The 22,304-nt window shown below is 63.0% G+C and carries 20 protein-coding genes, 1 other RNA gene and 1 pseudogene; 13 read left to right on the plus strand and 9 right to left on the minus strand.

The genetic code is table 11. From position 1 onward, the window contains the following. Positions 1–188: 188 nt before the first annotated feature. Together BHD07_RS01325 and BHD07_RS01330 are read right to left on the minus strand one after the other, a co-directional pair. The gene (locus tag BHD07_RS01325) at positions 189–377 is read right to left on the minus strand and encodes a DUF1192 domain-containing protein (protein WP_100672963.1); all 189 of its coding nucleotides are present in this window, start codon (positions 375–377) and stop codon (positions 189–191) included. Continuing rightward, positions 364–1,665, minus strand: coding sequence for an MFS transporter (locus BHD07_RS01330; protein ID WP_100672964.1), 1,302 nt, complete (start codon positions 1,663–1,665; stop codon positions 364–366). Before BHD07_RS01330 ends, BHD07_RS01325 begins: the two co-directional genes overlap by 14 nt. Positions 1,666–1,846: 181 nt before the next feature. Here BHD07_RS01330 and BHD07_RS01335 point away from each other — a divergent pair, with 181 nt between their 5' ends. Both BHD07_RS01335 and BHD07_RS01340 read left to right on the plus strand, forming a co-directional pair. Next, entirely contained in the window at positions 1,847–2,002 is a 156-nt protein-coding gene (locus BHD07_RS01335; protein WP_018096818.1) for a hypothetical protein, read from the plus strand. Positions 2,003–2,147: 145 nt separating this feature from the next. After that, on the plus strand, positions 2,148–4,052 hold the full coding sequence (locus BHD07_RS01340; protein ID WP_100672965.1) for a TPR end-of-group domain-containing protein: 1,905 nt from the start codon (positions 2,148–2,150) through the stop codon (positions 4,050–4,052). Between the two features lie 12 nt (positions 4,053–4,064). On the opposite strand, the gene BHD07_RS01345 is transcribed toward BHD07_RS01340, so the two are convergent. The 6 genes from BHD07_RS01345 to tkt form a co-directional block, all read right to left on the minus strand. Further along, a complete protein-coding gene (locus BHD07_RS01345; protein ID WP_100672966.1) occupies positions 4,065–4,982 on the minus strand; it encodes a PhzF family phenazine biosynthesis protein in 918 nt (305 codons plus the stop codon). 172 nt (positions 4,983–5,154) lie between these two features. Further along, positions 5,155–6,180, minus strand: coding sequence for a class I fructose-bisphosphate aldolase (locus BHD07_RS01350; protein WP_100672967.1), 1,026 nt, complete (start codon positions 6,178–6,180; stop codon positions 5,155–5,157). A 348-nt stretch (positions 6,181–6,528) separates the two neighbouring features. Beyond that, a complete protein-coding gene (locus BHD07_RS01355) occupies positions 6,529–7,728 on the minus strand; it encodes a phosphoglycerate kinase (RefSeq protein WP_018096822.1) in 1,200 nt (399 codons plus the stop codon). Then, the gene (locus BHD07_RS01360; RefSeq protein WP_100672968.1) at positions 7,728–8,318 is read right to left on the minus strand and encodes a putative glycolipid-binding domain-containing protein; all 591 of its coding nucleotides are present in this window, start codon (positions 8,316–8,318) and stop codon (positions 7,728–7,730) included. The genes BHD07_RS01355 and BHD07_RS01360 overlap by 1 nt, the downstream gene beginning before the upstream one ends. Before the next feature lie 5 nt (positions 8,319–8,323). Further along, on the minus strand, positions 8,324–9,334 hold the full coding sequence (gene gap / locus BHD07_RS01365; protein WP_100672969.1) for a type I glyceraldehyde-3-phosphate dehydrogenase: 1,011 nt from the start codon (positions 9,332–9,334) through the stop codon (positions 8,324–8,326). Between the two features lie 69 nt (positions 9,335–9,403). After that, the gene (gene tkt / locus BHD07_RS01370) at positions 9,404–11,386 is read right to left on the minus strand and encodes a transketolase (RefSeq protein WP_018096825.1); all 1,983 of its coding nucleotides are present in this window, start codon (positions 11,384–11,386) and stop codon (positions 9,404–9,406) included. Positions 11,387–11,786: 400 nt separating this feature from the next. Here tkt and BHD07_RS01375 point away from each other — a divergent pair, with 400 nt between their 5' ends. From BHD07_RS01375 to ssrS, 3 genes are all read left to right on the plus strand, one after another. Further along, on the plus strand, positions 11,787–12,056 hold the full coding sequence (locus BHD07_RS01375; protein WP_018096826.1) for a DUF4164 domain-containing protein: 270 nt from the start codon (positions 11,787–11,789) through the stop codon (positions 12,054–12,056). A gap of 12 nt (positions 12,057–12,068) precedes the next feature. Beyond that, on the plus strand, positions 12,069–12,446 hold the full coding sequence (locus BHD07_RS01380) for a cell division protein ZapA (protein WP_100672970.1): 378 nt from the start codon (positions 12,069–12,071) through the stop codon (positions 12,444–12,446). Positions 12,447–12,530: 84 nt separating this feature from the next. Further along, positions 12,531–12,689, plus strand: a non-coding RNA gene (gene ssrS, locus BHD07_RS01385) — 6S RNA. 90 nt (positions 12,690–12,779) lie between these two features. On the opposite strand, the pseudogene BHD07_RS01390 reads toward ssrS, so the two are convergent. After that, a pseudogene (locus BHD07_RS01390) lies at positions 12,780–13,490 on the minus strand (LysR family transcriptional regulator); the annotation flags it as partial. Between BHD07_RS01390 and BHD07_RS01395 the strand changes: the two are divergent. The 8 genes from BHD07_RS01395 to BHD07_RS01430 all read left to right on the plus strand — a co-directional run bounded on the left by BHD07_RS01395 (position 13,432) and on the right by BHD07_RS01430 (position 22,242). Beyond that, a complete protein-coding gene (locus BHD07_RS01395) occupies positions 13,432–13,584 on the plus strand; it encodes a hypothetical protein (RefSeq protein ID WP_234819246.1) in 153 nt (50 codons plus the stop codon). The pseudogene BHD07_RS01390 and the gene BHD07_RS01395 overlap by 59 nt on opposite strands. Before the next feature lie 94 nt (positions 13,585–13,678). Next, on the plus strand, positions 13,679–13,912 hold the full coding sequence (locus BHD07_RS01400) for a hypothetical protein (protein WP_100672971.1): 234 nt from the start codon (positions 13,679–13,681) through the stop codon (positions 13,910–13,912). A 168-nt stretch (positions 13,913–14,080) separates the two neighbouring features. Beyond that, the gene (locus tag BHD07_RS01405) at positions 14,081–14,653 is read left to right on the plus strand and encodes a 5-formyltetrahydrofolate cyclo-ligase (RefSeq protein WP_026168795.1); all 573 of its coding nucleotides are present in this window, start codon (positions 14,081–14,083) and stop codon (positions 14,651–14,653) included. Positions 14,654–14,769: 116 nt separating this feature from the next. Then, the gene (locus BHD07_RS01410; RefSeq protein ID WP_100673060.1) at positions 14,770–15,594 is read left to right on the plus strand and encodes a TIGR00282 family metallophosphoesterase; all 825 of its coding nucleotides are present in this window, start codon (positions 14,770–14,772) and stop codon (positions 15,592–15,594) included. Between the two features lie 450 nt (positions 15,595–16,044). Further along, positions 16,045–17,202, plus strand: a complete 1,158-nt coding sequence (locus BHD07_RS01415) for an efflux RND transporter periplasmic adaptor subunit (RefSeq protein ID WP_100672972.1) — start codon at positions 16,045–16,047, stop codon at positions 17,200–17,202. Further along, positions 17,199–20,375 (plus strand): efflux RND transporter permease subunit, encoded by a 3,177-nt coding sequence (locus BHD07_RS01420; protein ID WP_100672973.1) that lies wholly within the window; start codon positions 17,199–17,201, stop codon positions 20,373–20,375. The genes BHD07_RS01415 and BHD07_RS01420 overlap by 4 nt, the downstream gene beginning before the upstream one ends. Before the next feature lie 171 nt (positions 20,376–20,546). Continuing rightward, positions 20,547–21,380: an MBL fold metallo-hydrolase gene (locus BHD07_RS01425; protein WP_100672974.1), complete on the plus strand. Its 834-nt coding sequence runs from the start codon at positions 20,547–20,549 to the stop codon at positions 21,378–21,380. 115 nt (positions 21,381–21,495) lie between these two features. Beyond that, positions 21,496–22,242: a YebC/PmpR family DNA-binding transcriptional regulator gene (locus BHD07_RS01430; protein ID WP_100672975.1), complete on the plus strand. Its 747-nt coding sequence runs from the start codon at positions 21,496–21,498 to the stop codon at positions 22,240–22,242. Positions 22,243–22,304 lie beyond the last annotated feature (62 nt).

Consider the following 22,304-nt stretch of genomic DNA (forward strand, 5'->3'; position numbering starts at 1 on the left):
CAAAAAAAGAGCCGCGTGAAGCGGCTCTCAAGGTAAAACAGGGAGAAAAATCAGACCCATTCGCCAGTCGGTGAAATTGTCTGAGTCCGGAAGGACCGGATGCTCGGACAATCGCAGAAAATGCTTAATTTGCGGTTAAAGCCTAAGCATTCTTCTGGATTAAAGTGCCGAACCATTCCATCCCGCGCTCACCGGAAAAGGCTTTCGGCGGCCGAACGGCTCGCCGACTTGCGGTGCCTTTCCGCTTCGAGTCTTGCAATTTCCTCCGTCAGAAGCGCGATGCGCGCGGTCAGTTCGTCCACGGAGAGCAGCGAAAGATCGCTGCCGATCTCGTGCTCGGTCTTCTTTTTCGGTTGGTCATCGTCAAACAGGCTCATTCGATCTCTCCTCTTCCTGGGGATCGTCGGCGCCTTCGTCCGGCAGTTCCTCCAGCGGAGCCGCACGCGGCGAGAGCTGCAGGCTCTCCGGCGTCGTCGCCGTGCCGGCATTGACCGGCGAGAAGTTTTCGCGCTCGGCCGCGGGCACCGGTGCGCGCCGGCGGCTGCGGACGATCGCATAGGCAGTGATGAGCATATGCGCACAGGCCGTGATCATGAAGAGGCCATAAGGCCCGCTGGCGGTCATTATCGGCCCGCCGATCGTCGGGCCGATAATCGTGCCGATGCCGTAGAGCAGCAGGAGCCCGCCCGAAACCTTCACGAAATCCTCGGGGGTCGCGAAGTCGTTGGCGTGGGAAACCGCGATCGGGTAGAGCGCATTGGCGGCTGCGCCGTAGATCGCGATCAACGTCAGAACGATCCAGACCTGGCCGGGCTCGACGAGGAAGATCAGGAGGCCGGCGAAAGCGCCGACCCCGGCGAGCGCGGCAAGCACATAGCGGCGGTCGATGCGGTCGGAGATGCGGCCGGCCGGCAGTTGCATGACGGCGCCCGAGAAGATCGCCACGCTCATCATCGCCGCGACGGTGCTGTCCGACAGCCCGGCCTGGCGGCCGAAGACCGCGCCGAGCGTGCCGAAGGCGCCGTTGGCGATGCCGATGAGCAGGATGCCGAGGAAGGAAACCGGCGAATTGCGGTAGAGGCCGCGCAGGTCGAGGCGGACCTGTTTCAGCGGCTGCGGCGAGGCGGCCCTGGACAACAGCGTCGGCAGCATCGCTACGCAATAGAGAATGCCGCAGATCATGAAGAAGAAGGTCGTGGACGTCTCGCCGAAGGGAATCATCATCTGGCCGCCGACGACGCCGAAAAGGGTGATGGCGATATAGAGCGAGAAGATCACGCCGCGGCTCTCATTGGTGGCGCGCTCGTTCAACCAGCTTTCGATGATCATCGACGTTCCGGCAGTGGAGAAACCCGTCACCGCGCGCAGCGCCAGCCACCAGACCGGGTCGATCAGAATGCCCGTCAGCAGCGAAACGATGGCGATCAGGGCCGTGAACACGCTGAAGGCGCGCACATGCCCGATGCGCTTGACGACATTCGGAGCGAAGAAGCAGCCAAGTACGAAACCGGTGGCCCAGAGCGTGCCGAACAGACCGAGTATGGTTGTCGGATAGCCCTCCGCGGTGCCGCGCACCGGCAGGAGCAGGCCCTGCAGACCGTTTCCGAGGAAGAGAAACAGGGTGCCAAGCAGCAGCGCGGCAACGGGAAGCAGGTTATTTCTCATCGTCCACCCGGAATTCGTTCGCCCTTCGGCGTGTCGTGACGAGGACCGCCGCTCTGCCGATGGAAATCAATACCACCGGTCATTGCAAATCGACGGCGAAAACAATAGCCCTCTATGCGACGAAAAGTGACGTCCGTATGACGTCGCTCCCATTGCAGCGGATCTTCCCGGAAATGAGCGAATGTCAAAGGCACTGACGGTTCTCCTGCTGCTGGCCATGTGCGTCCAGCTCATCAAGCCGCTCGGCTATCCGGGACTGAGGCAGCGCCGCGATTTCTGGAAGATTGCCGTCTTCGCCATCGTCGTGATGATGGTCACGGTGCTCGTGCGTCCCTGAGCCTCCTGCGTGCCGCACGAGATTTAGAAATCCGGCGGCTTCGGCGTTCCTTGAGAAACAGCAACTTGGGAAAGGGCCGCGCTATTGTCGCGCTCAAGTTGCTCTATCTCCGCACGACATGACGACAGGAAAAGGTTAAATTACCGTGCTCGGCCACAAGATGAAGATCGAGGCTCTGTTGGAACGTCGTCTCACCGCCATTCTCGCAGCCGATGTCGTGGGCTACAGCCGCCTCATGGGAGCGGATGAGGCCGGCACGCTCGCGGCGCTGAAGCGCCATCGCCGCGAGCTGCTGGAACCAAAGATCGCCGAACATAAAGGCCGAATCGTCAAACTGGCGGGAGACAGCATGCTCGTCGAGTTTTCGAGCGTGGTGAACGCCGTTGCCTGTGCCGCCGCGATTCAGCGCGGCATGCTCGCCTGCAACGAAGGCTTGCCGAAGAGCAGGCGCATCGAACTCAGGATCGGCATCCATCTCGGCGACGTGATCGTCGAGGACGGCGACATCTTCGGCGATGGCGTCAATGTCGCGGCGCGCCTCGAAGGGCTTGCCGATCCTTCCGGCATCGCCGTTTCTGCGTCCGTGCGGGACCATGTCGGCTCGAGACTCGATGTCGGTTTCATCGACAAGGGCGAATACAGCCTGAAGAACATCGCATCGACCGTCCGCGTCTATACGGTGTCGCTCGGCGGCAATTCGCTCGGCAAGCGTGGGGAGCCGTCCGGCGTCGTCGACCGCGGCTACGAACTATCGATCGCCGTCCTGCCCTTCACCAATATGAGCCATGATCCCGAGCAGGAATATTTCTCCGACGGCATTACAGAGGACGTCATCACCGACCTTTCGAAGATTTCGCGCCTGCACGTCGTCGCCCGCAACACCGTCTTCACTTACAAGGGCAAGTCCGTGAAGGTTAAGCAGATCGCCCATGAACTCGGCGTTCGCTTCATCCTCGAAGGCAGCGTGCGCAAGGCGGGCGGGCGCGTGCGCATCACCGGCCAGTTGATCGACGCGCAGACCGGCGGGCATCTGTGGGCCGACCGCTACGACCGCGATCTGACGGATATTTTCGCGATTCAGGACGAGATCACTCATGCCATCGTCGACCAGCTCAAGATAAAGCTTCTGCCGGAGGAAAAGAGGGCGATCGAAAGCGACCCGACGACCTCGGTGGAGGCCTATACGTACTATCTCCGCGGTCGTCAGTTCTCCCATACGTGGACCCGGCCCTATCTGCTGCTCGCACGCCGCATGTTCCTGAAGGCCGTCGAACTCGACCCGAACTATGCGCGTGCCTATGCCGGCATCGCCGAGTGCGAATGTGCGATCAGGGACTGGCACGAAAAGGAGTTCCCGCTGGAGAGCATACTCGACATGAGCGCCAGGGCGCTCGCGCTCGATCCGAACCTGGCGGAAGCGCATGCCTCGCGCGGGCTCGCATTGAACCACCACGGCCAGACGGAGGAGGCAAGCCGTGAGTTTCTGCAGGCTCTGGCGCTCGATCCTTCGCTCTATGAGGCGAATCTCTATTATGGCCGTTTCCTCTTTGCGCAGGGCCGATTCCGGGAAGCGATCGGGTTCTTCGAGCGCGCGGCGGAAATCCGGTCGGACGATTACTTTTCGCCGATCCATTTGATGGGTTGCCACCTGTCCCTTGGTATGGAGACCGAGCGCCAGCGCTGGGCGCGGATCGGCATCGAAAGAGCGCAAAGCGCAATGGAGCGGAACCCCGAAAATGCCAGCCCGGCGCATCGCGGTGCATTGGCGCTGGCGCATATGGGCGAGGCGGAACGTGCGAAAGAATGGGTATCTCGCGCGCTGGCGATCGATCCGGACGATATCGTCGCGCGGTACAATGCAGCCTGCGTCCATTCGCTCCTCGGTGAGGGCGAGCGCGCGCTGGAACTGCTGGAAACCGTGGTGCCGCTGAGCTCCAGCTACCATGTCCAGTGGTTCAACCAGGATCCGGACCTGGACCTCATACGCGACGATCCGCGCTTCCGCGCGCTCCTCGACGCGCTCACAGAGTGCAAGGTCGGGAGGCGCTGAACATTCCGGCGATCAGATCAAGATCTCCCCGCGCATCGCCGAAACGCAGTCGCCCGAGACGCTGACGTTGCGGACTGTGCCGTTCCTCTTGTCGACACCGACCGTGATGAGGCTGCGGCGCCCCATTTCCACGCCCTGTTCGATGACGAGTTCGGCCTTCGCGTCGGCCTCGGGAAGCAGCGAGACGAGGTAAGCGCCGAGCGCCGCCGAGGCGCTGCCGGTTGCCGGATCCTCGATGACGTTGTCGAGCGGAGCGAACATGCGTGCCCTTATATGGCCGGGCCGCTCGCGCGTATGGGCATAGAGAAACAGGCTGAAGCTGTCTTCCGCAAGCGGATAGCGGCTATTCGCCTGCTCGAAGGCCGAGACGTTCGGCCGCGCTGTCGAAAGGGCTTCGACGTTGCGCACCTCAGCGACCGAGAAGGGCAGACCGACCGAAATGCGCACCGGCGGATGAGTTCGGTCGACGAGGTCGTCCTGGCGCAGCGATGCGCAGGCGGCAATCGTCGCGGCGTCTATGGCGGGTCCGATTTGCAGCGCCTGCGGGGCGACGATCCTTGCGCCCGTGACGATGCCGTCACTGCCGAGAAGAGTCACTTCGACAAGGCCCGCCTTTTCCTCGAAACGCAATGCGCTGCCCGGCTTGCGGCCAAAGACTTCCCGTTGCCGGCCGAGCACGAAGGCTGTGCCGACATTCGGGTGGCCGGCGAAAGGCACTTCGGTCGTCGGCGTGAAGATGCGCACGCGCGCGGTGTTCTCCGGATTTTCGGGCGGAAGGACGAAGGTGACTTCGGAATAGCCGAACTCCGTGGCGATCGCCTGCATCTGGGCGTCGCTCAAGACCCGTGCATCCGGGATGACGGCAAGCTGATTGCCGGCGAAACGGTCGGTCGTGAAGACGTCGACGGTAATGAAGGAGACGGTGTTCATGGGGCCCTCCGGTCGGTCGCAGATGGCGTAGATTTAAAGTCGTCGCCGGCGCCGCTGAACAGCGAACTTGTCTCCCTGACAATTGTCGAGGCAGCAAGGGGGCGCCATAAAAAAGGCCCGGCGGCATCGCTGTCACCGGGCCTCTCCTCGCTCCCTCTAACTATTCTGGCGCTCAGGCGGCTTTTTCGAAGTCCTTCGTCCAGCTTCCCTTGGCGGCGAGGCTGCACATCTTGGCGCGATGGGCGAAGGCGCGCTGGCCGGCCGCGACGTTTTCCGACTTGCCGCCCCAGGCATTGAGCGCTTCCTGCTGCAGTGCCCGGCCATAGGAGAAGGTAAGCTTCCAGGGCAGGTCGTGCGCCGCGTTCATGGCTGAAAGGTGCGCCGTCGCCTCTTCGGTCGACTGGCCGCCGGAAAGGAAGGCGACGCCGGGAACAGCCGCCGGAACGGTGCGCTTCAGCACCTTGATGGTGCGTTCGGCGACCTCATCGACGGACGCTTTGCGCGCCTTCTTGCCGTCGATCACCATGCTCGGTTTCAGGATCATGCCTTCGAGGCTGACGCGGAGTTCGCCAAGTTCCTCGAAGACGGTGCGAAGGACCCATTCGGTGACCTCTTCCGAGCGCTCGATCGAGTGATCGCCGGGGGCTCCATCCATCAGCACTTCCGGCTCCACGATCGGTACGATCTTCGCCTCCTGGCACAGCGCGGCATAGCGGGCGAGCGCATGGGCATTGGCCCTGATCGCGCCCCAGGTCGGAAGAGCGTCGGAAATCGCAATCACGCCCCGCCATTTGGCGAAGCGGGCGCCGGCTTCATAATATCTGGCAAGGCGGGCGGCGAGCCCGTCGAGGCCTTCGGTTACCGTTTCGTTCGGGAAATGGGCCATCGGCTTGGCACCGGTGTCGACCTTGATCCCCGGGATCGAGCCCGCATTGCGGATGACGTCGGTGAGGGGCGTGCCGTCGGCAGCCTTCTGGAACAGTGTTTCCTCATAGAGGATGACGCCGGAGATATACTCGCGCATCGCATCGTCCGAGCGCAGCAGCATCTCGCGATAGTCGCGGCGCGACGTCTCGGTGGACTCCAGGCCGATGCTGTCGAAGCGCTTCTTGATCGTCGCGGTCGACTCGTCGGCCGCAAGCAGGCCGCGGCCGTTTGCCACCATGGCAACCGCAATGTCTTCCAGTCTTTCGCTCATATTCTTCTCCTACACGCAGCGCTGACCAGCAATCGGAACAGCGAATGAAACCAATCTCGGAGCGAGGCGCAGAACCGTCTTTCGCGCCCCGGGAACAAAGCCGCGTTAACAGAAGATACCGTGCGGGAAAATGGCAGTAAAACGGGCTAAAACGATTTAAATAATTTTAATCGTTTGAAAAATCGTGATTATTTTGGGTGGCTTAGTTCCGGCGCGAAGGTGCATGTCACCTGCATGACGAGGCGTTCGAATCTGGATCAGCTTGTCGGGTTCGGCTATCGAGGCGATAGGCGCGTCGCATGAGTAATCAATGCGACGCACCTTGCATGCAGAGCACCGTAGCGGGGCTCAGTTCCGCTGCCGGAGAATATCGACGCCCGGCAGGGGCTTGCCTTCCATCCATTCGAGGAAGGCGCCGCCGGCGGTCGAGACATAGGTGAAATCGTCCGCGACCTCGGCATGATTGAGCGCTGCGACCGTGTCGCCGCCCCCGGCGACGGAGACGAGCGAGCCTGCGCGCGTGCGGGATGCCGCGTGTTTCGCGGCTGCCACGGTCGCCCTGTCGAACGGCGCGATCTCGAAGGCGCCGAGCGGGCCGTTCCACACGAGGGTTTCGGCGCGGGAGATCCATTCGTTGATGGCATCGATCGATTTCGGCCCGACGTCGAGCACCATGGCGTCGGCAGGGATGGCGTTGATATCGACGGCCTCGTTGTCCGCACCGGCCTTGAACTCACGGGCAACGACGCCGTCGACCGGAAGAACGATTGCGCATCCCGCTTCCGAGGCGGCCGCGAGGATAGCCTTGGCGGTCTCCGCAAGATCGTGCTCGCAGAGCGACTTTCCGACATCGACGCCTTGCGCCGCGAGGAAGGTGTTGGCCATGCCGCCCCCGATGACGAGCGCGTCGACCTTCTTCACGAGGTTCTGCAGAAGGTCGATCTTGGTCGAGACCTTGGCGCCGCCGACGATCGCAACCACCGGGCGCTTCGGATTGCCGAGTCCCTTTTCAAGCGCTTCGAGCTCCGTCTGCATGGTGCGGCCGGCATAGGCGGGAAGGTGATGAGCAAGCCCTTCGGTCGAGGCATGGGCGCGATGGGCGGCGGAGAAGGCGTCGTTGACATAGATGTCGCCATTGGCGGCGAGCGCCGTCACGAAGTCCGGATCGTTCTTCTCCTCGCCTTTGTGGAAGCGGGTATTCTCGAGCAGCAGCACTTCGCCGTCGTTCAATTCGGCAATGGCGTTGGCGGCCTTGTCGCCGATGCAGTCGGCAGCGAAATAGACGCGCTGGTCGAGAATCTCCTCGACGGCGGGGGCGATCGCCTTCAGCGACATGCCGGCGACGGGCTCGCCCTTCGGCCGGCCGAAATGCGCGAGCAGAACGACTTTCGCGCCCTTCTCGGAGAGTTCGCGAATGGTCGGCGCCACGCGCTCGATGCGGGTGGTGTCGGTCACCTGATTGTCCTTGACAGGCACGTTCAGATCGACGCGCACGAGAACGCGCTTGCCGGCGATGTCGGTCAGATCGTCGAGAGTCTTGAAAGTCATCAGATGGTCTCCGGTGATAGTCTCTGGAATAGGGTAGGGTAGTCGATGACGAGGCCATCCTCGTCCACTGGCAGGTCCGCCGTGAAGCTGCCGTCCGCCGCCTCGTAACGGTAGAGTTTGCCGTCGTCGAGGCAGGTGTAATGCTGACCGTCGACGGTCGGTTCGAAGCTGTCGAAGGGCACGTAAAGCATGTCGAGCCTGGCGGTGCCGGATTGCCGGGTGAGGCCCAGGCGGCGGATCGGCAGCGTGTTCGTAAAGGGCGTGCCGGCGAGGTCGATATCGACGCAGCCGTCGAATTGCGGCAAGGCCGTTCCGTCTGCTTTGCGCCAATGGCCGTGCCCATCGGACATGAGGTGCAGCCTCAGCCCTTGGGTCGTCTCTATGAGAAAGGAAAAGACGCGCCAGGCGGCATCGCAGTCGATCCGGTAGCGGACGCCATAGGCCGTTGCGCCGCGTTCGCCGATGAGAACGCTTTCGGCGCGGATGGCCGCGCCGAGCGATGTGTCGAAAGTCCTGAGCGTCAGATGTTCGAGCCCTTCCCCTTCGAGCGGGCGCCAGCGCACCGTCGTTGAGGAAAGGGCCCGGAACATCGGTCTTAGAGGAGCTTGCTCAGGGCAACCGCCGTATCCGCCATGCGGTTCGAGAAGCCCCATTCATTGTCGTACCAGGACAGGATCGACACGAACTTGCCTTCCATCACCTTGGTCTGGTCCATGTGGAAGACCGAGGAATGCGGGTCGTGGTTGAAGTCGACCGAGACGTTCGGCTGAAGCGTGTAGCCGAGAACGCCCTTGAGCGGGCCGTCGGCGGCAGCCTTGATGGCGGCGTTGATCTCTTCCTTGGTCGTCTCGCGCTTGGCGACGAATTTCAGGTCGACCACCGAGACGTTCGGGGTCGGCACGCGCACCGAGATACCGTCGAGCTTGCCCTTGAGCTCCGGCAGAACGAGGCCGACCGCCTTGGCCGCACCCGTGGAGGTCGGGATCATCGACAGCGCCGCGGCGCGGGCGCGGTAGAGATCCTTGTGCATCTGGTCGAGCGACGGCTGGTCGTTGGTGTAGGAGTGGATCGTGGTCATCATGCCGTGATCGATGCCGATGGCATCGTGCAGCACCTTGGCGACCGGTACCAGGCAGTTGGTCGTGCAGGATGCGTTGGAGATGACGAGATGATCCTTGGTCAGCTTGTCGTGGTTGACGCCGTAGACGACGGTCAGGTCCGCACCGTCGGCCGGGGCCGAGACGATGACGCGCTTTGCGCCGGCTTCCAGGTGAGCGGCTGCCTTGTCACGGGCGGTGAAGATGCCGGTGCACTCCATCGCGATGTCGACGCCGAGTTCCTTGTGCGGCAGTTCCGCCGGATTGCGGATGGCGGTCACCTTGATCGGCTTGCCTTTGTTGATGACGATCGCGTCGCCGTCGACCTTCACGTCGGCCGGGAAGCGGCCGTGGATGGAATCGAAGCGCAGCAGGTGAGCATTGGTCTCGACCGGACCGAGGTCGTTGATGGCAACGACTTCAATGTCGGTGCGGCCGGATTCGACGATGGCGCGGAGAACGTTACGGCCGATGCGGCCAAAACCGTTAATGGCGACTTTCACTGTCATATCGGGTCTCTCCCTGTCAGAATGCGTGGGGTGGAAAGGAGGGCATCGGGGAATGTCCTCCTGGCTTGATCAGGACAGCTTGGCTTCGGCGGACGCAACCACGACTTCCGGCGTAATGCCGAAGTGCTTGTAGAGATCCTTGTAGGGGCCCGAAGCACCGAAGCTCGACATGCCGATGAAGATGCCGTCATTGCCGATGAAGTGGTCCCAGCCCTGGCGGATGCCGGCTTCGACGGCGATCTTGACCGGCGACGTGCCGATGATTGCCTGCTGGTAGTCTTCGCTCTGCTCGGCGAAAAGCTCGAAGCAGGGGACGGAGACGACGCGCGTCGCAATGCCCTTGGCGGTCAGCGTCTGGCAGGCCTTGACGGCGATCTCGACTTCCGAGCCGGTGGCGAAGATCGTCACCTGCGCATCGCTTGCGGAGATCAGGTCATAGGCGCCGCGGGCGCAGAGGTTCTGCTCCTCATATTCCGTGCGCACCGCCATCAGGTTCTGGCGGGTGAGCGCAAGACCGGAGGGGCGCTTGCGGTTTTCCAGGGCAAGCTGCCAGCATTCGGCGGTCTCCGTCGCATCCGCGGGGCGGAACATCAGAAGGTTGGGGATGGCCCGAAGCGCGGCCATGTGCTCGACCGGCTGGTGGGTCGGCCCGTCCTCGCCGAGACCGATGGAATCATGCGTGAGCACGTGGATGACGCGGATGCCCATGAGCGCGGCAAGGCGGATCGACGGGCGGCAGTAATCCGAGAAGATCAGGAAGCCACCGGAATAGGGGATGAGGCCGCCATGCAGCGCCATGCCGTTCATTGCGGCCGCCATGCCGTGCTCGCGCACGCCGTAGTGGATATAACGGCCGGAGAAATCGTCCGGGGTGATGGAGTGTGTCTGGCTCGTCTTGGTATTGTTGGAGCCGGTCAGGTCGGCGGAGCCGCCGATCGTCTCGGCAAGTACGCCGTTGATGACTTCCAGCGCATCCTCCGAAGCCTTTCGCGTCGCCGGCGAGGGCTTGGTCTCGGCAAGCTTCTGCTTGTAGGCGCCGATCGCCGAGGCGAGGCTGCCTTCGAGCTCGCCGGAGAAGCGGCGGACGAACTGCGCCTTCTTCTCCGCCTCTGCGGCTTCGAGCCGCTCTTCCCATTCCTTGCGCGCCTTGGCCGACCGCAGGCCTGCGATGCGCCAGGCGTCGAGCACGTCGGAGGGAACCGTGAACGCTTCGGCTTCCCAGCCGAGCGCCTTGCGGGTGGCGGCGATTTCCTCGGCGCCGAGCGGGGAGCCGTGGACCTTGTGCGTGCCGGCCTTGTTCGGCGCACCGAAGCCGATCACGGTCTTGCAGGCGATCATGGTCGGTTTGTCGGACTTCTGGGCTTCCTCGATCGCGGCGGCGATCGCTTCGGGATCATGGCCGTCGATGGCGATCGTGTGCCATTTGCTGGCGCGGAAGCGGGCGTGCTGGTCGGTCGAGTCGGCAATGGAGATCGGACCGTCGATCGAGATGTTGTTGTCATCCCAAAAGACGATCAGCTTGTTGAGCTTCAGGTGGCCGGCAAGCGCGATCGCTTCCTGACTGATGCCTTCCATCAGGCAGCCGTCGCCGGCCAGCACATAGGTATAATGCTCCATCAACTCGCTGCCGAACTCCTCGCGCAGCTTGCGTTCGGCGATCGCCATGCCGACGGAATTGGCAATGCCCTGGCCGAGCGGACCGGTGGTCGTCTCGATGCCGGCGGCGTGGCCGTATTCCGGATGGCCCGCCGTGCGCGAACCCAGCTGGCGGAAGTTCTTGATCTCGTCGATGGTGATGTCGTCGTAGCCCGTGAGGTAGAGCAGCGAATAGAGCAGCATGGACCCATGGCCGGCCGACAGGACGAAGCGGTCGCGGTTCGGCCAGGCGGGGTTTTTAGGGTCGAAGCTCAGATAGCGGGTGAACAGCACTGTTGCGATATCGGCGGCGCCCATCGGGAGGCCGGGGTGGCCGGAATTTGCCTTCTCGACGGCGTCCATGGAGAGGAAGCGGATTGCATTCGCCATCCGGTCGTGTTTTTCGCGAGAGATCATGACTGTTCCGTTTGCGTTCGGTGGTCAGGGGACGGTCTCTATCCTCCAAAGACCGCATGAGAAGCGGCAGACACATAGCAGGTGCGTGAGCCGAGTCAATAAATACGGGCCCTCCGCGACCAAATGCGGCGGCCCCCGCGCGGTGTCTCTCGAACGGCAGGAACGCCGCCGGCCGGTTGCCGGTTCGGGAGGCGAAATCGACCATCCACAGCTTCCGCAGTTCAATGCCGCGCTTGGCATTGTTGAGACTTGCGTAATAGGTTTAAAAAGAAAAGGGCCGAAGTGATGAAAGCTCTACGATTCGGCCTTGGAGCGAGGCCCGTCCAGGCAAGGTGCAAGCGCTCCGCACTTTGTTTTAGGGCAGGGCGAAGCCGCTCCCCCTAGAGAGGTATCGGAAGACATGCCGGCAAAGACGGTCAAGGCGGCGATCGACGAGTTGCGCAACGCGGTTCAGTCACTTGAAATCGCGATCGACGGCCGCTTCGACAAGGAAAAGGATGTGAGCGAGTTCGAAGGCGAGGTCAGGCGGGTCAATGAGGACCGGTCTCGCCTGGCACAGGAACTCGACCAATCCCAATTCCGCGCCAACCGGTTGGAAGAGGTCAATCGCGAGGTATCCCGTCGTCTCGTGACGGCGATGGAGACCATTCGCGCGGTGCTGGATCGCTGAGGTTCTGAACGTATGGCGCAGGTGACGGTAACGATCGACGGCAAGGCCTATCGCATGGCCTGCGAGGAAGGGCAGGAAGAGCACCTCGGCGACCTCGCGACCAGGTTCGACCAGTATGTCGGCCATCTGAAGGCCCAGTTCGGCGAAATAGGCGACCTCAGGATCACCGTCATGGCAGGCATCATGGTCATGGACGAGTTGAGCGAGGTCAATCGCCGGCTGAAGAGTATCGAGGCCGAAGTGGACGATCTGAAGAGAGGCCGCGACACCGCGCTTTCGGATCACACGAGAAGCGAGGAGGCGCTTGCCTCGGCGCTCGGTGAAGTGACGGCGCAGATTCAGGACATCGCCGCCAAGCTCAACGGGCGGCCGACTCCCCCGGCAAATTGAGTCCGGCCTGCGATTTCGCAGAAATTATGCAGCTCCACGGCATCCGGCTCTGGTGAAAAGCCCCGGGACGCTCTATATCTGCCGGGCGATCTGCGCTTCCCGACAGGAACCACAATCCCCGGGGCCATACACGATCTCAAGGGAACTGTCCCTGGCCGGACCCGTGGGTCCGGGCATACGGTGCCCACCTACCTAGTAGGTACCCGGGATCGTAAACTCTCCATCGGTCGTCGTGGATCGCACTTCTTCCCTTTCCTTCTCGCTCGGTGCCCGGAACGCGCGGCGGATTGCATCCGCCATCGCCTCGACCGTCGGCGACCGGTTCCCGCGTCTCGTCCGCAGCACGACATTCGACATATCGATGATGCCGAAGCCATCCGCCTCGGTAAGCTCGCGGCAGCCGGGCGGTATGGTGCTTCGCGACAGGGGCGCAATGGCGAGGCCTGAAACGACGGCGGCGATGAGCCCGCCGCTCGTGCGGCTCACATAGGCGACGCGGTTCTCGATATTCCGGGTCGTCAGGCTGCGCAGGGCCAGGTCGTCGCACCAGCCGCCTTCCGCATAAGTATAGGTCGCGATGGGCAGGGGCTGCCGCAAATGGGTGCCATGCTGCTCGGAGGTCGCCCAAACGGTTGGGTTTACCATCAGAACCTCGCTGCGGGTTCGTCCGCCCGGCTCGAAGACGACGGCGATGTCGAGTTCTCCGGCCGCGAGCGCTGCCGAGTTGGCCATGGAGGTTTCCTGACGCACCGTCACTTCGACGCCGGGATGAATGGCCGCGAAAGCGCCGAGCGCCTTCGGCAGGGTGGAATTGACATATTCCTCGGAAATCCCGATCCGGACGGACCCGTCGAGCGCCGGTGAGCGCATCGCCGCAGCCGTATCGTCGAGAAGGGTAACGATCCGGCGCGCATTGTCGACAAGGCGCCGGCCCTCAACGGTCAGTATCACGCCACGCGAATGGCGTTCGAAGAGCGCGGATCCGATGAGATCCTCAAGCCTGCGGATCTGCATGCTGACGGCCGATTGGGTGCGCCGCACCATGTCGGCAGCGCGTGTGACATTGCCGGTGTCGGCCACCGCCAGGAAGGTTCTGAGCAGGTCGCTGTCGAGCGGTGCGGTCATGTCGCTGCCATAAGAAATGCTGATGACAGGCATGGTTGCAATTCATTTGTCACATGTCAAGGACGGCGCAAAGATGGACCTGTCGCCATCCTTCCGAGGTCCTCGCCATGCCCGTTCTGGTCGTCTCAGCACAGCCCGTCAGAAGCTCCTCCCCGCCGCTTGCGACGGCCCTTGCGCGCTGGCGGCTGTGGCTTTCGCTTCGCACGCAATGGGCGCTGGTGAGCCGCCGCGGCGACCGGCACCTTCTGGCAGACGCCGCTATCCCCGCCACGTATCGCCTCGGATGCGAGGAAGACCGGCGCCACCGTGACGCAGTCCGGCATCTGCACTGGATGCTCTGAGGCAACTTCCTTCGAGAATTGGCAGCCCTAAGCCATTGTGGCACACGCACGAGTCGCGAAGTATTGCGAAAGCGGCGCCCGCATGGTTCCGCTTCGGGGTCGTTTTGCGCTATGGCATGGCGTTGAGGTTGATCACCGCGGCAATATTCGCCCGCAGGGGAAGGTTGGATGTCACCCAAGGATCTGAAAGCAGCTTTGAGGAAGGAGCGCCTGGCGCTCCGCGATGCCATGCCGGCGGAAGCGCGTATCGAGGCGAGCCTTGCCATGGCCGATCATGCGGCCGAGGTCATCGCGCTCGATCCCGGACACGTCGTCTCGGGCTTCTGGCCGATCCGTTCGGAGGCCGACGTCCGGCCGCTGATGGTGCGGCTCAGGGATCGCGGTGCGCGCCTCTGCCTGCCGGTGATCCTGGACAGCAAGGCCATCGTGTTCCGGGAACTGCTCGATGGCATCGCGGTCGTCGAAACCGGCTTCGGCACCACCGGCCCCGGCCCCGATGCGCCGGAAGTCGATCCGGACATCATGCTCGTACCGCTCTCGGCCTTCGATGCCGTGGGCCATCGGATCGGCTATGGCGCCGGCTATTATGATCGGGCGATCGACCGGCTGCGCCGCAAAGGCCACATGCCGCGCCTGATCGGGATTGCATTCGACTGCCAGGAAGTGGCATCAGTGCCGGCTGAACCGCACGACGTGGCGCTGGACGCCGTATTGACGGAGAGCGGTTTTCGGCATTTCTGAGCGGGATGAGGATTTTGCGCGGATTCCGCCACATCCTGCTTAAAATTCATTGAACCGACCACGTGCATGAATTGGAGTCGATCCAGATTGCCTTGGTCCAAGCGGGATTGAACGGCATGCGACTTCTGTTTCTGGGGGATATGGTGGGCAAGACGGGCCGCATGGCCGTCTGGGAGCGCCTCCCGGGACTCGTGAGCGATCTCAAGCTCGACTTCGTCATCGTCAATGGCGAGAACGCTGCCGGCGGATTCGGCATAACCGAAGACATCTTTCTCGAGACGATCAGCGCCGGTGCCGACGTAGTGACCACCGGCAATCACGTCTGGGATCAGAAGGAGGCGGTGGTCTTCTGCGAGCGGCACGATCAGTTCCTGCGGCCGGCAAACTATCCTGGCGGGACTCCGGGTCGCGGTTCCAATCTCTTCTTCGCGCGAAACGGCGCCCGCGTTCTGGTTGCCAATGTCATGGGGCGCGTCTTCATGCATCCCGAGCTCGACGATCCCTTCAAGACGGCCGAGGCGATCCTCGACGCCTGCCCGCTCGGCGAGCAGGCCGATGCAGTCGTCTTCGATTTTCACGCCGAGGCCACGAGCGAGAAGCAATGCTTCGGCCACTTCGTCGACGGGCGTGCCAGCCTGGTGGTCGGCACGCACACCCATGTGCCGACGGCGGACCATCAGATACTCAACGGTGGCACCGGCTATATGAGCGATGCCGGCATGTGCGGCGACTACGACTCGTCCTTGGGGATGGACAAGGAAGAGCCGCTCAACCGCTTCATCTCGAAGATGCCCAAGGGTCGCTTCGAAGCGGCATCCGGCCCGGCGACCATCTGTGGCGTCGGGATCGAGATTTCGGACCGGACGGGGTTGGCGGAAAAGATCGCGCCGCTCAGGATCGGCCCGCGCCTAGCTGAGACGATCCCGCAATTCTGGGTTTGAGCGGCTGGGCTTCCTCCGTCTGCGCATCCATTTCCGGATGCGGGCGCTCTGTTCGGATCTCCTTTTTTCAAGGGTGACAGACCCGCCAAATGGTGGCAGGTTAGCGACCAAAATGAGAGCCGCACCGCACGCGGCCGCTATTCGTAAGTTTCCATGCCAATAATTGAAACGGGATGCGGTCGGAGGCGCTCATACTTTCGCTCATCCCGGCGTACAGCGCCGCGCGTTCCTCAGACGCGCAGAGGTCGCTGCAGCATTTTGATTGCTGCATGTGTCTTCCTTTGACCGAAAACGATCAAGGGAAACATGCAGGTAATGCAGCCGGAGTTCCATAGCGTCGCAGCTCGGTCGGGCGCACAGAGTCGCTGTGGCGCTCCGGTATCCAAAGGCGCCGCACCAATTGCAGTCCCGGTGCCGGCGATCTGACGTTCAGATATCTGGAGAGCGTGCATGTTGCGAAAGTGGCGTCTGCCGGCCATCGCCGGCTTTTTCGTCTCCCTTCTCGTTTCGGTCCCGGCAGGCGCGCAGGATGCGCAGTTGCCGACGGTGACCGTCGCCAAACCGGTCGTGCGCGATGTCGTCGACGCCGACGAATTCATCGGCCGCTTCGAAGCGGTCGACCAGGTCGCGATCCGCGCACGGGTCGGCGGCTATCTCGATCAGGTCTTCTTCACCGACGGCGCCATGGTGAAGAAGGGCGACAAGCTCTTCGTCATAGACCAGCGGCCGTTCCGCACCGCCCTTTCCCAGGCGGAAGCCTCGCTCGAGGCTGCGCGATCGACCCTTGTCTTCGCGGAGACCACGTTCAAGCGAACGGAATCGCTCGCGGGATCGGGCACGCTCTCGGTGTCCAGGCTCGATGACGACCGCCGTGCGCTGCTCGCGGCCCAGGCGAATGTGCGCGGCGCCGAGGCGGCCGTCGAGCGCGCAAAGCTGGATCTGGATTACACGACCATCACGGCGCCGCTGAGCGGACGCGTCGACCGGCGTCTCATTTCCCCCGGCAATCTGGTACAAGCGGACCAGACGGTGCTGACGACGATCGTCTCGCTCGATCCGATCGATTTCTATTTCGACGTCGACGAGCGCCGGCTGCTCTCCTATGCGCGTACGGCTCGGGACCGCGGCAGCGCTTTGCAGGAGGGGGCGGGCTCCATCCCGGTGCTGGTCACGATCGCCGACGCCAACGAGCCGCCATTCGAGGGCAAGCTCGACTTCGCGGAGAACCGGGTCGACAACCAGACGGGTACGATGCGGGTGCGCGCGCGCCTCGCAAACCCCAAATTGATCCTGCAGCCCGGCCTGTTCGGCCGCGTAGAAGTGGAGGGATCGAACACCTACCGGGCGGTTCTGGTGCCTGACGAGGCAATCGCCGCCGACCAGAACGAACGCATCGTCTACACGGTCGGCGAGGATGGCAGCGTCGCAACCAAACCGGTGCGTCTTGGTCCCAGGCTCCACGGTTACAGGGTCATCCGCAGTGGCTTGACGGGGGAGGAGACGATCGTCGTCAACGGTCTCATGCGCGTCCGGCCGGGCGTAAAGGTCAAGCCCGAGCTCATCGTCCTGCCCCCCGAGGCCGCGCAATCGGCGGAGAATGCCCAATGAGGTTCGCGCATTTCTTTGTCGACAGACCGATCTTCGCGTCGGTGCTTTCGATCGTTCTGCTGATCGTCGGCAGCATCGCCTATTTCCAGCTTCCGGTGGCGCAGTATCCGGAGATCGCGCCGCCTACCATCGTCGTGCGCGCCTCCTATCCGGGCGCGGATGCTGAGACCGTCGCCAATACCGTTGCCACCCCGCTCGAGCAGGAGATCAACGGCGTGGAGAACATGCTCTACATGTCCTCCTATGCCACCGCTGACGGCTCGATGGCGCTGACGATCACCTTCAAGCTGGGGACCGATCTCGATCAGGCGCAGGTGCTGGTGCAGAACCGTGTCTCGATCGCCGAGCCCCGGCTTCCCGAGGAAGTCCGGCGCATCGGCGTAACCACGACGAAGAGCTCGCCGGACCTGATGATGGTCGTTCATCTGCTTTCGCCGAACGACCGCTATGACCAGCTTTATGTTTCCAACTACGCCCGCACGCGCATTCGCGACATATTGGTCCGGCTGGACGGAGTCGGCGACGTTCTTCTGTTCGGCGAGCGTGAATATGCGCTGCGCATCTGGCTCGACCCGCAGAAGCTCTCCGCCTACGGCATGACTGCAGGCGATGTCGTCTCCGCGCTGCGCGAGCAGAACGTCCAGGTCTCGGGCGGATCCATCGGCGGTCCGCCGATGTCGAGCGACAGCGCCTTCCAGTATACGGTGACCACCGACGGCCGCTTCAGCGACGCTCGCCAGTTCCGCTACGTCATCGTCAAAGCGACCGAAGAAGGCAGGCTCGTCCAGTTGCAGGACGTCGCCCGCATCGAACTCGGTGCGCGCGAATACGTGACCAACAGCTATCTCAACGGCAGCCCCGCCGTCGCGCTCGGCATCTTCTCCCGCCCCGGCAGCAATGCGCTCGCTGCGGCCGACGCGATCCAGGCGACGATGACCGAACTTTCGCGGGACTTTCCCGAAGGGCTCGAATACAGGATCATCTACAATCCGACGGAATTCATCTCGGAATCCATCGACGAGGTCTACAAGACGATCGGGGAAGCCGCGCTCCTCGTCGCTCTGGTCGTGATCGTGTTCCTGCAGTCGTGGCGCACGGCGATCATTCCGATCGTCGCCATCCCCGTTTCGCTCGTCGGCACATTCGCGCTTCTCTATGCCTTCGGCTTTTCACTGAACATGCTGACGCTGTTCGGCCTGGTTCTCGCGATCGGCATCGTGGTCGACGACGCTATCGTCGTTGTCGAGAACGTCGAGCGCAACCTTGCGCGCGGGATGACGCCGCGAGAGGCGGCGCATGTGACGATGGACGAGGTGGGCGCCGCGGTCATCGCGATCTCGCTCGTCCTGACGGCAGTGTTCGTGCCGACCGCGTTCATTCCGGGTATTGCCGGGCAGTTCTACCTGCAATTTGCGGTGACGATCGCAGTCGCGACGGTGATCTCCGCGGTCAATTCCCTGACGCTCTCGCCGGCGCTTGCCGCAATCCTGTTGCGGCCGCACGAGAACCACGAGCATGAGAGCCGCAATCCCCTGACGCGGATCGGCCGCGGTTTTGCCAACGGCTTCAACCGCGGCTTCGACCGCATGGCCGATGGGTATGCATGGACGGTGCGCCACCTCGTCAGGACGCGGATCGCCTTAGCCGGGGCGCTCGTCGTCTTCGTCGCCCTGCTCGGAGCCACCTGGTACATGGCACAGGTCGTGCCTCGCGGCTTCATACCCACGATGGACCAGGGCTATGCCATCGTCGTCATTCAGCTTCCGGACGGTGCCTCTCTCGAGCGCACCGATAAGGTCGTCCGGCGGGCCTCGGAGATTATCCGGGAGGTACCCGGCGTAAAGGATGCTGTCGCCTTTGCCGGTTTCAACGGCGCGACCTTCACCAATGCATCCAATTCCGGCGTGATATTCACGCCCTTCGACAGCTTCGAAGAACGCCTCGAGCAAAAGCTGAGTGCGGAACAGATCATCGGCCAGATCTTCGGTGCGATGCAAGGCATTCAGGAGGCTTTCATCATCGCCGTTCCGCCACCCTCCGTGCGAGGCATCGGCAATTCGGGCGGCTTCAAGATGCAGATCATGGACCGCCAGAGCGCCGACATGCGCCGGGCGCTCGGGCTCGCCCATCAGATGATGGGAGCGGCCAACCAGACGGAGGGGCTGACCGGCGTCTTCACCACCTTCACGGCCTCCAGCCCGCAATTCTTCCTGGCGATCGATCGCGACAAGGCGCGGGCGCTGAACGTGCCGATTCCCAACATCTTCGAGACACTCTCGATCAATCTGGGGACGTCCTACGTCAACGATTTCAACGCCTTCGGCCGCGTCTATCAGGTCCGTGCCCAGGCCGACCAGCAATTCCGGCTGGAGCGGGAGGACATACTTGCGCTTAAGGTACGCTCCGCCTCGGGCGCCCTGGTGCCGCTCGGCACGCTCGTCGAGATCCGCGATACGAGCGGACCGGCGCTCGTCCAGCGCTACAACATGTATGTCTCGGTCCCCGTTCAGGGCAATCCGGCGCCGGGCGTTTCGACGGGCAGCGCCCTCGACAAGATGGAAGCGCTTGCAGGTCAGATCCTGCCGCAGGGCACCACCTTCGAATGGACGGAACTCGCTTTGCAGGAGCGCCAGACCGGCAACACTGCGGTCTTCATCTTCGCGCTTTCGGTGGTCTTCGTTTTCCTGGCGCTCTCTGCGCAATACGAAAGCTGGGTGCTGCCGCTGGCCATCATCCTGATCGTGCCGCTTGCCGTGCTCGCGGCGCTTCTCGGCGTTTCGATCCGGGGCTTCGACAACAATGTGCTGACCCAGATCGGGCTTATCGTCCTGATCGGTCTTGCCGCGAAGAACGCGATCCTCATCGTGGAATTCGCCCGCCAGGGCGAGGAGGAGGGCAAGACGCCCATCGAGGCGGCGATCGATGCGAGCCGGCTCAGGCTGCGGCCGATCCTGATGACCGCTTTCGCCTTCATCCTCGGCGTCGTGCCGCTGGTCATCGCCACGGGACCCGGCGCCGAAATGCGCCAGTCGCTCGGCACGGCGGTCTTTGCCGGCATGCTCGGGGTCACCGTCCTCGGCCTGTTCCTGACGCCGGTCTTCTATGTGGCCCTGCGCTCATTGCGGCGCAAGCGTGCACCGGCTGCCGCGCCGGCGCCGGCGCCGGGGGAGTGAAGAGACCGGTGCATCGGCAATGACGCAATTGTGAGCGGCCGCCGGTCGTTAGACGCTGGACGCGACCGCGACCTTGAATGATCCTGCGTGCCGCCCGGCATGAGCAGCAATGCGCTATGCGGGCGGAGTACCAGAGCAAGTTTTTCTTCCCGCACATGCGAGAGGTGAAGGATGCTGCTGCGATACCTTGCCTACACCGTGACCGTCATCTGGATAATCCATGCGCTCTGGCCGACACCGGCGCACGCGCAGCAGGCGGAAGCCCATGTGAGCCAATGCCAGGCGATCGCGGCAGCCACGCCGGCGGCGACGTTCGCCAGCTTCTCGGCCCCCGCCGCCGCTCCCGTGGCCTCTGCCGACACAAGCGAGGTGACGATCACCTTTCTCGGTCATTCGACCTTCCTGATCGAAACGCCGGGCGGAGTTTCGATCGCCACCGACTACAACGGCTGGTTCCGCACGCCGTCCCCGCCAACGGTGGTGACGATGAACAGGGCCCATTCCAGTCATTACACCCTGGCGCCGGATCCGGCGATCCGGCATGTCCTGCACGGCTGGGGCGACAACGGCGAGCCGGCGGATCATGACCTCGTCGTCGGCGACGCCTATATCCGCAATGTGACCACGGATATCCGTTCGGGTTTCGAGGGAATGGAACGGGACGGCAATTCGATCTTCATTTTCGAGATTGCCGGGCTCTGCATCGGCCATCTCGGCCATCTGCACCACGAGCTCGACGAAAGCCATTACCGGCAAATCGGCCGGCTCGACGTGCTCATGGTGCCGGTGGACGGCGGTCTGACGATGGGAGCGGAGAGCATGAGCCGCGTCGTCTCGCGGCTGCGCTCGGCGCTGATCCTGCCGATGCACAGGCCCATGACCAACAACTTTCTGGCGATGTTCGGAGACGACTTCGACAAGCGCTTCGCCACGGAACCTTCCGTGAAGGTGTCGCTGCGCTCCCTGCCGAGGAGACCGCTCATCTATGTCCTGCAGGGTGTTTGAGGACCGCCGCAGCGCATTTCCGTCTCCTGAAAACACGACGCGCCTGCTGGACTGGACGCGGCAATGAAACTATAAGGCGCCCGATCTCACCAAAATCACGCATGCAGAGGGCGTCATGGCTGGCCATTCACAGTTCAAGAACATCATGCACCGCAAGGGCCGTCAGGATGCGGTGCGCTCCAAAATGTTTTCCAAGCTCGCGCGCGAAATCACCGTCGCAGCAAAAACCGGCCTTCCCGACCCGACGATGAACCCGCGCCTGCGTCTGGCGATCCAGAACGCCAAGGCGCAGTCGATGCCGAAGGACAATATCGAACGCGCGGTCAAGAAGGCTGCGGGCGGCGATGCCGAGAATTACGAAGAAGTCCGCTACGAGGGCTACGGCCCGGGCGGCGTCGCAGTCATCGTCGAGGCGTTGACGGACAACCGCAACCGCACCGCCTCCAACGTACGCTCCACCTTCACCAAGGCGGGCGGGGCGCTCGGCGAAACCGGTTCGGTTTCCTTCTCCTTCGATAGGGTCGGTGAAATCACCTACAAGCTTTCCGCCGGCGACGCCGACAAGGTGATGGAAGCGGCAATCGAAGCGGGTGCCGACGACGTCGAGACCGACGAGGAAGGCCACACCATCACCTGCGGCTTCGAGGATATCGGCGAAGTATCGAAAGCGCTCGAAGGCACGCTCGGCGAGGCGGAGACCGTAAAGGCCGTCTGGAAGCCGCAGAATACCGTGCCGGTGGATGAGGAAAAGGCACAGTCGCTGATGAAGCTCATTGACAATCTCGAAGATGACGACGACGTCCAGAACGTCTATTCGAACTTCGAGGTCTCCGACGAGGTTCTGGCGAAGCTTTCCGCCTGAGCGTTCGGAATATCCGTTGCAATTGACCCGCATCGCTCCGAGCGATGCGGGTCAATTGCTGT

The sequence above is a fragment of the Sinorhizobium sp. KGO-5 genome (assembly GCF_036245905.1).
GTDB classification, from domain to species: domain Bacteria; phylum Pseudomonadota; class Alphaproteobacteria; order Rhizobiales; family Rhizobiaceae; genus Sinorhizobium; species Sinorhizobium meliloti_A.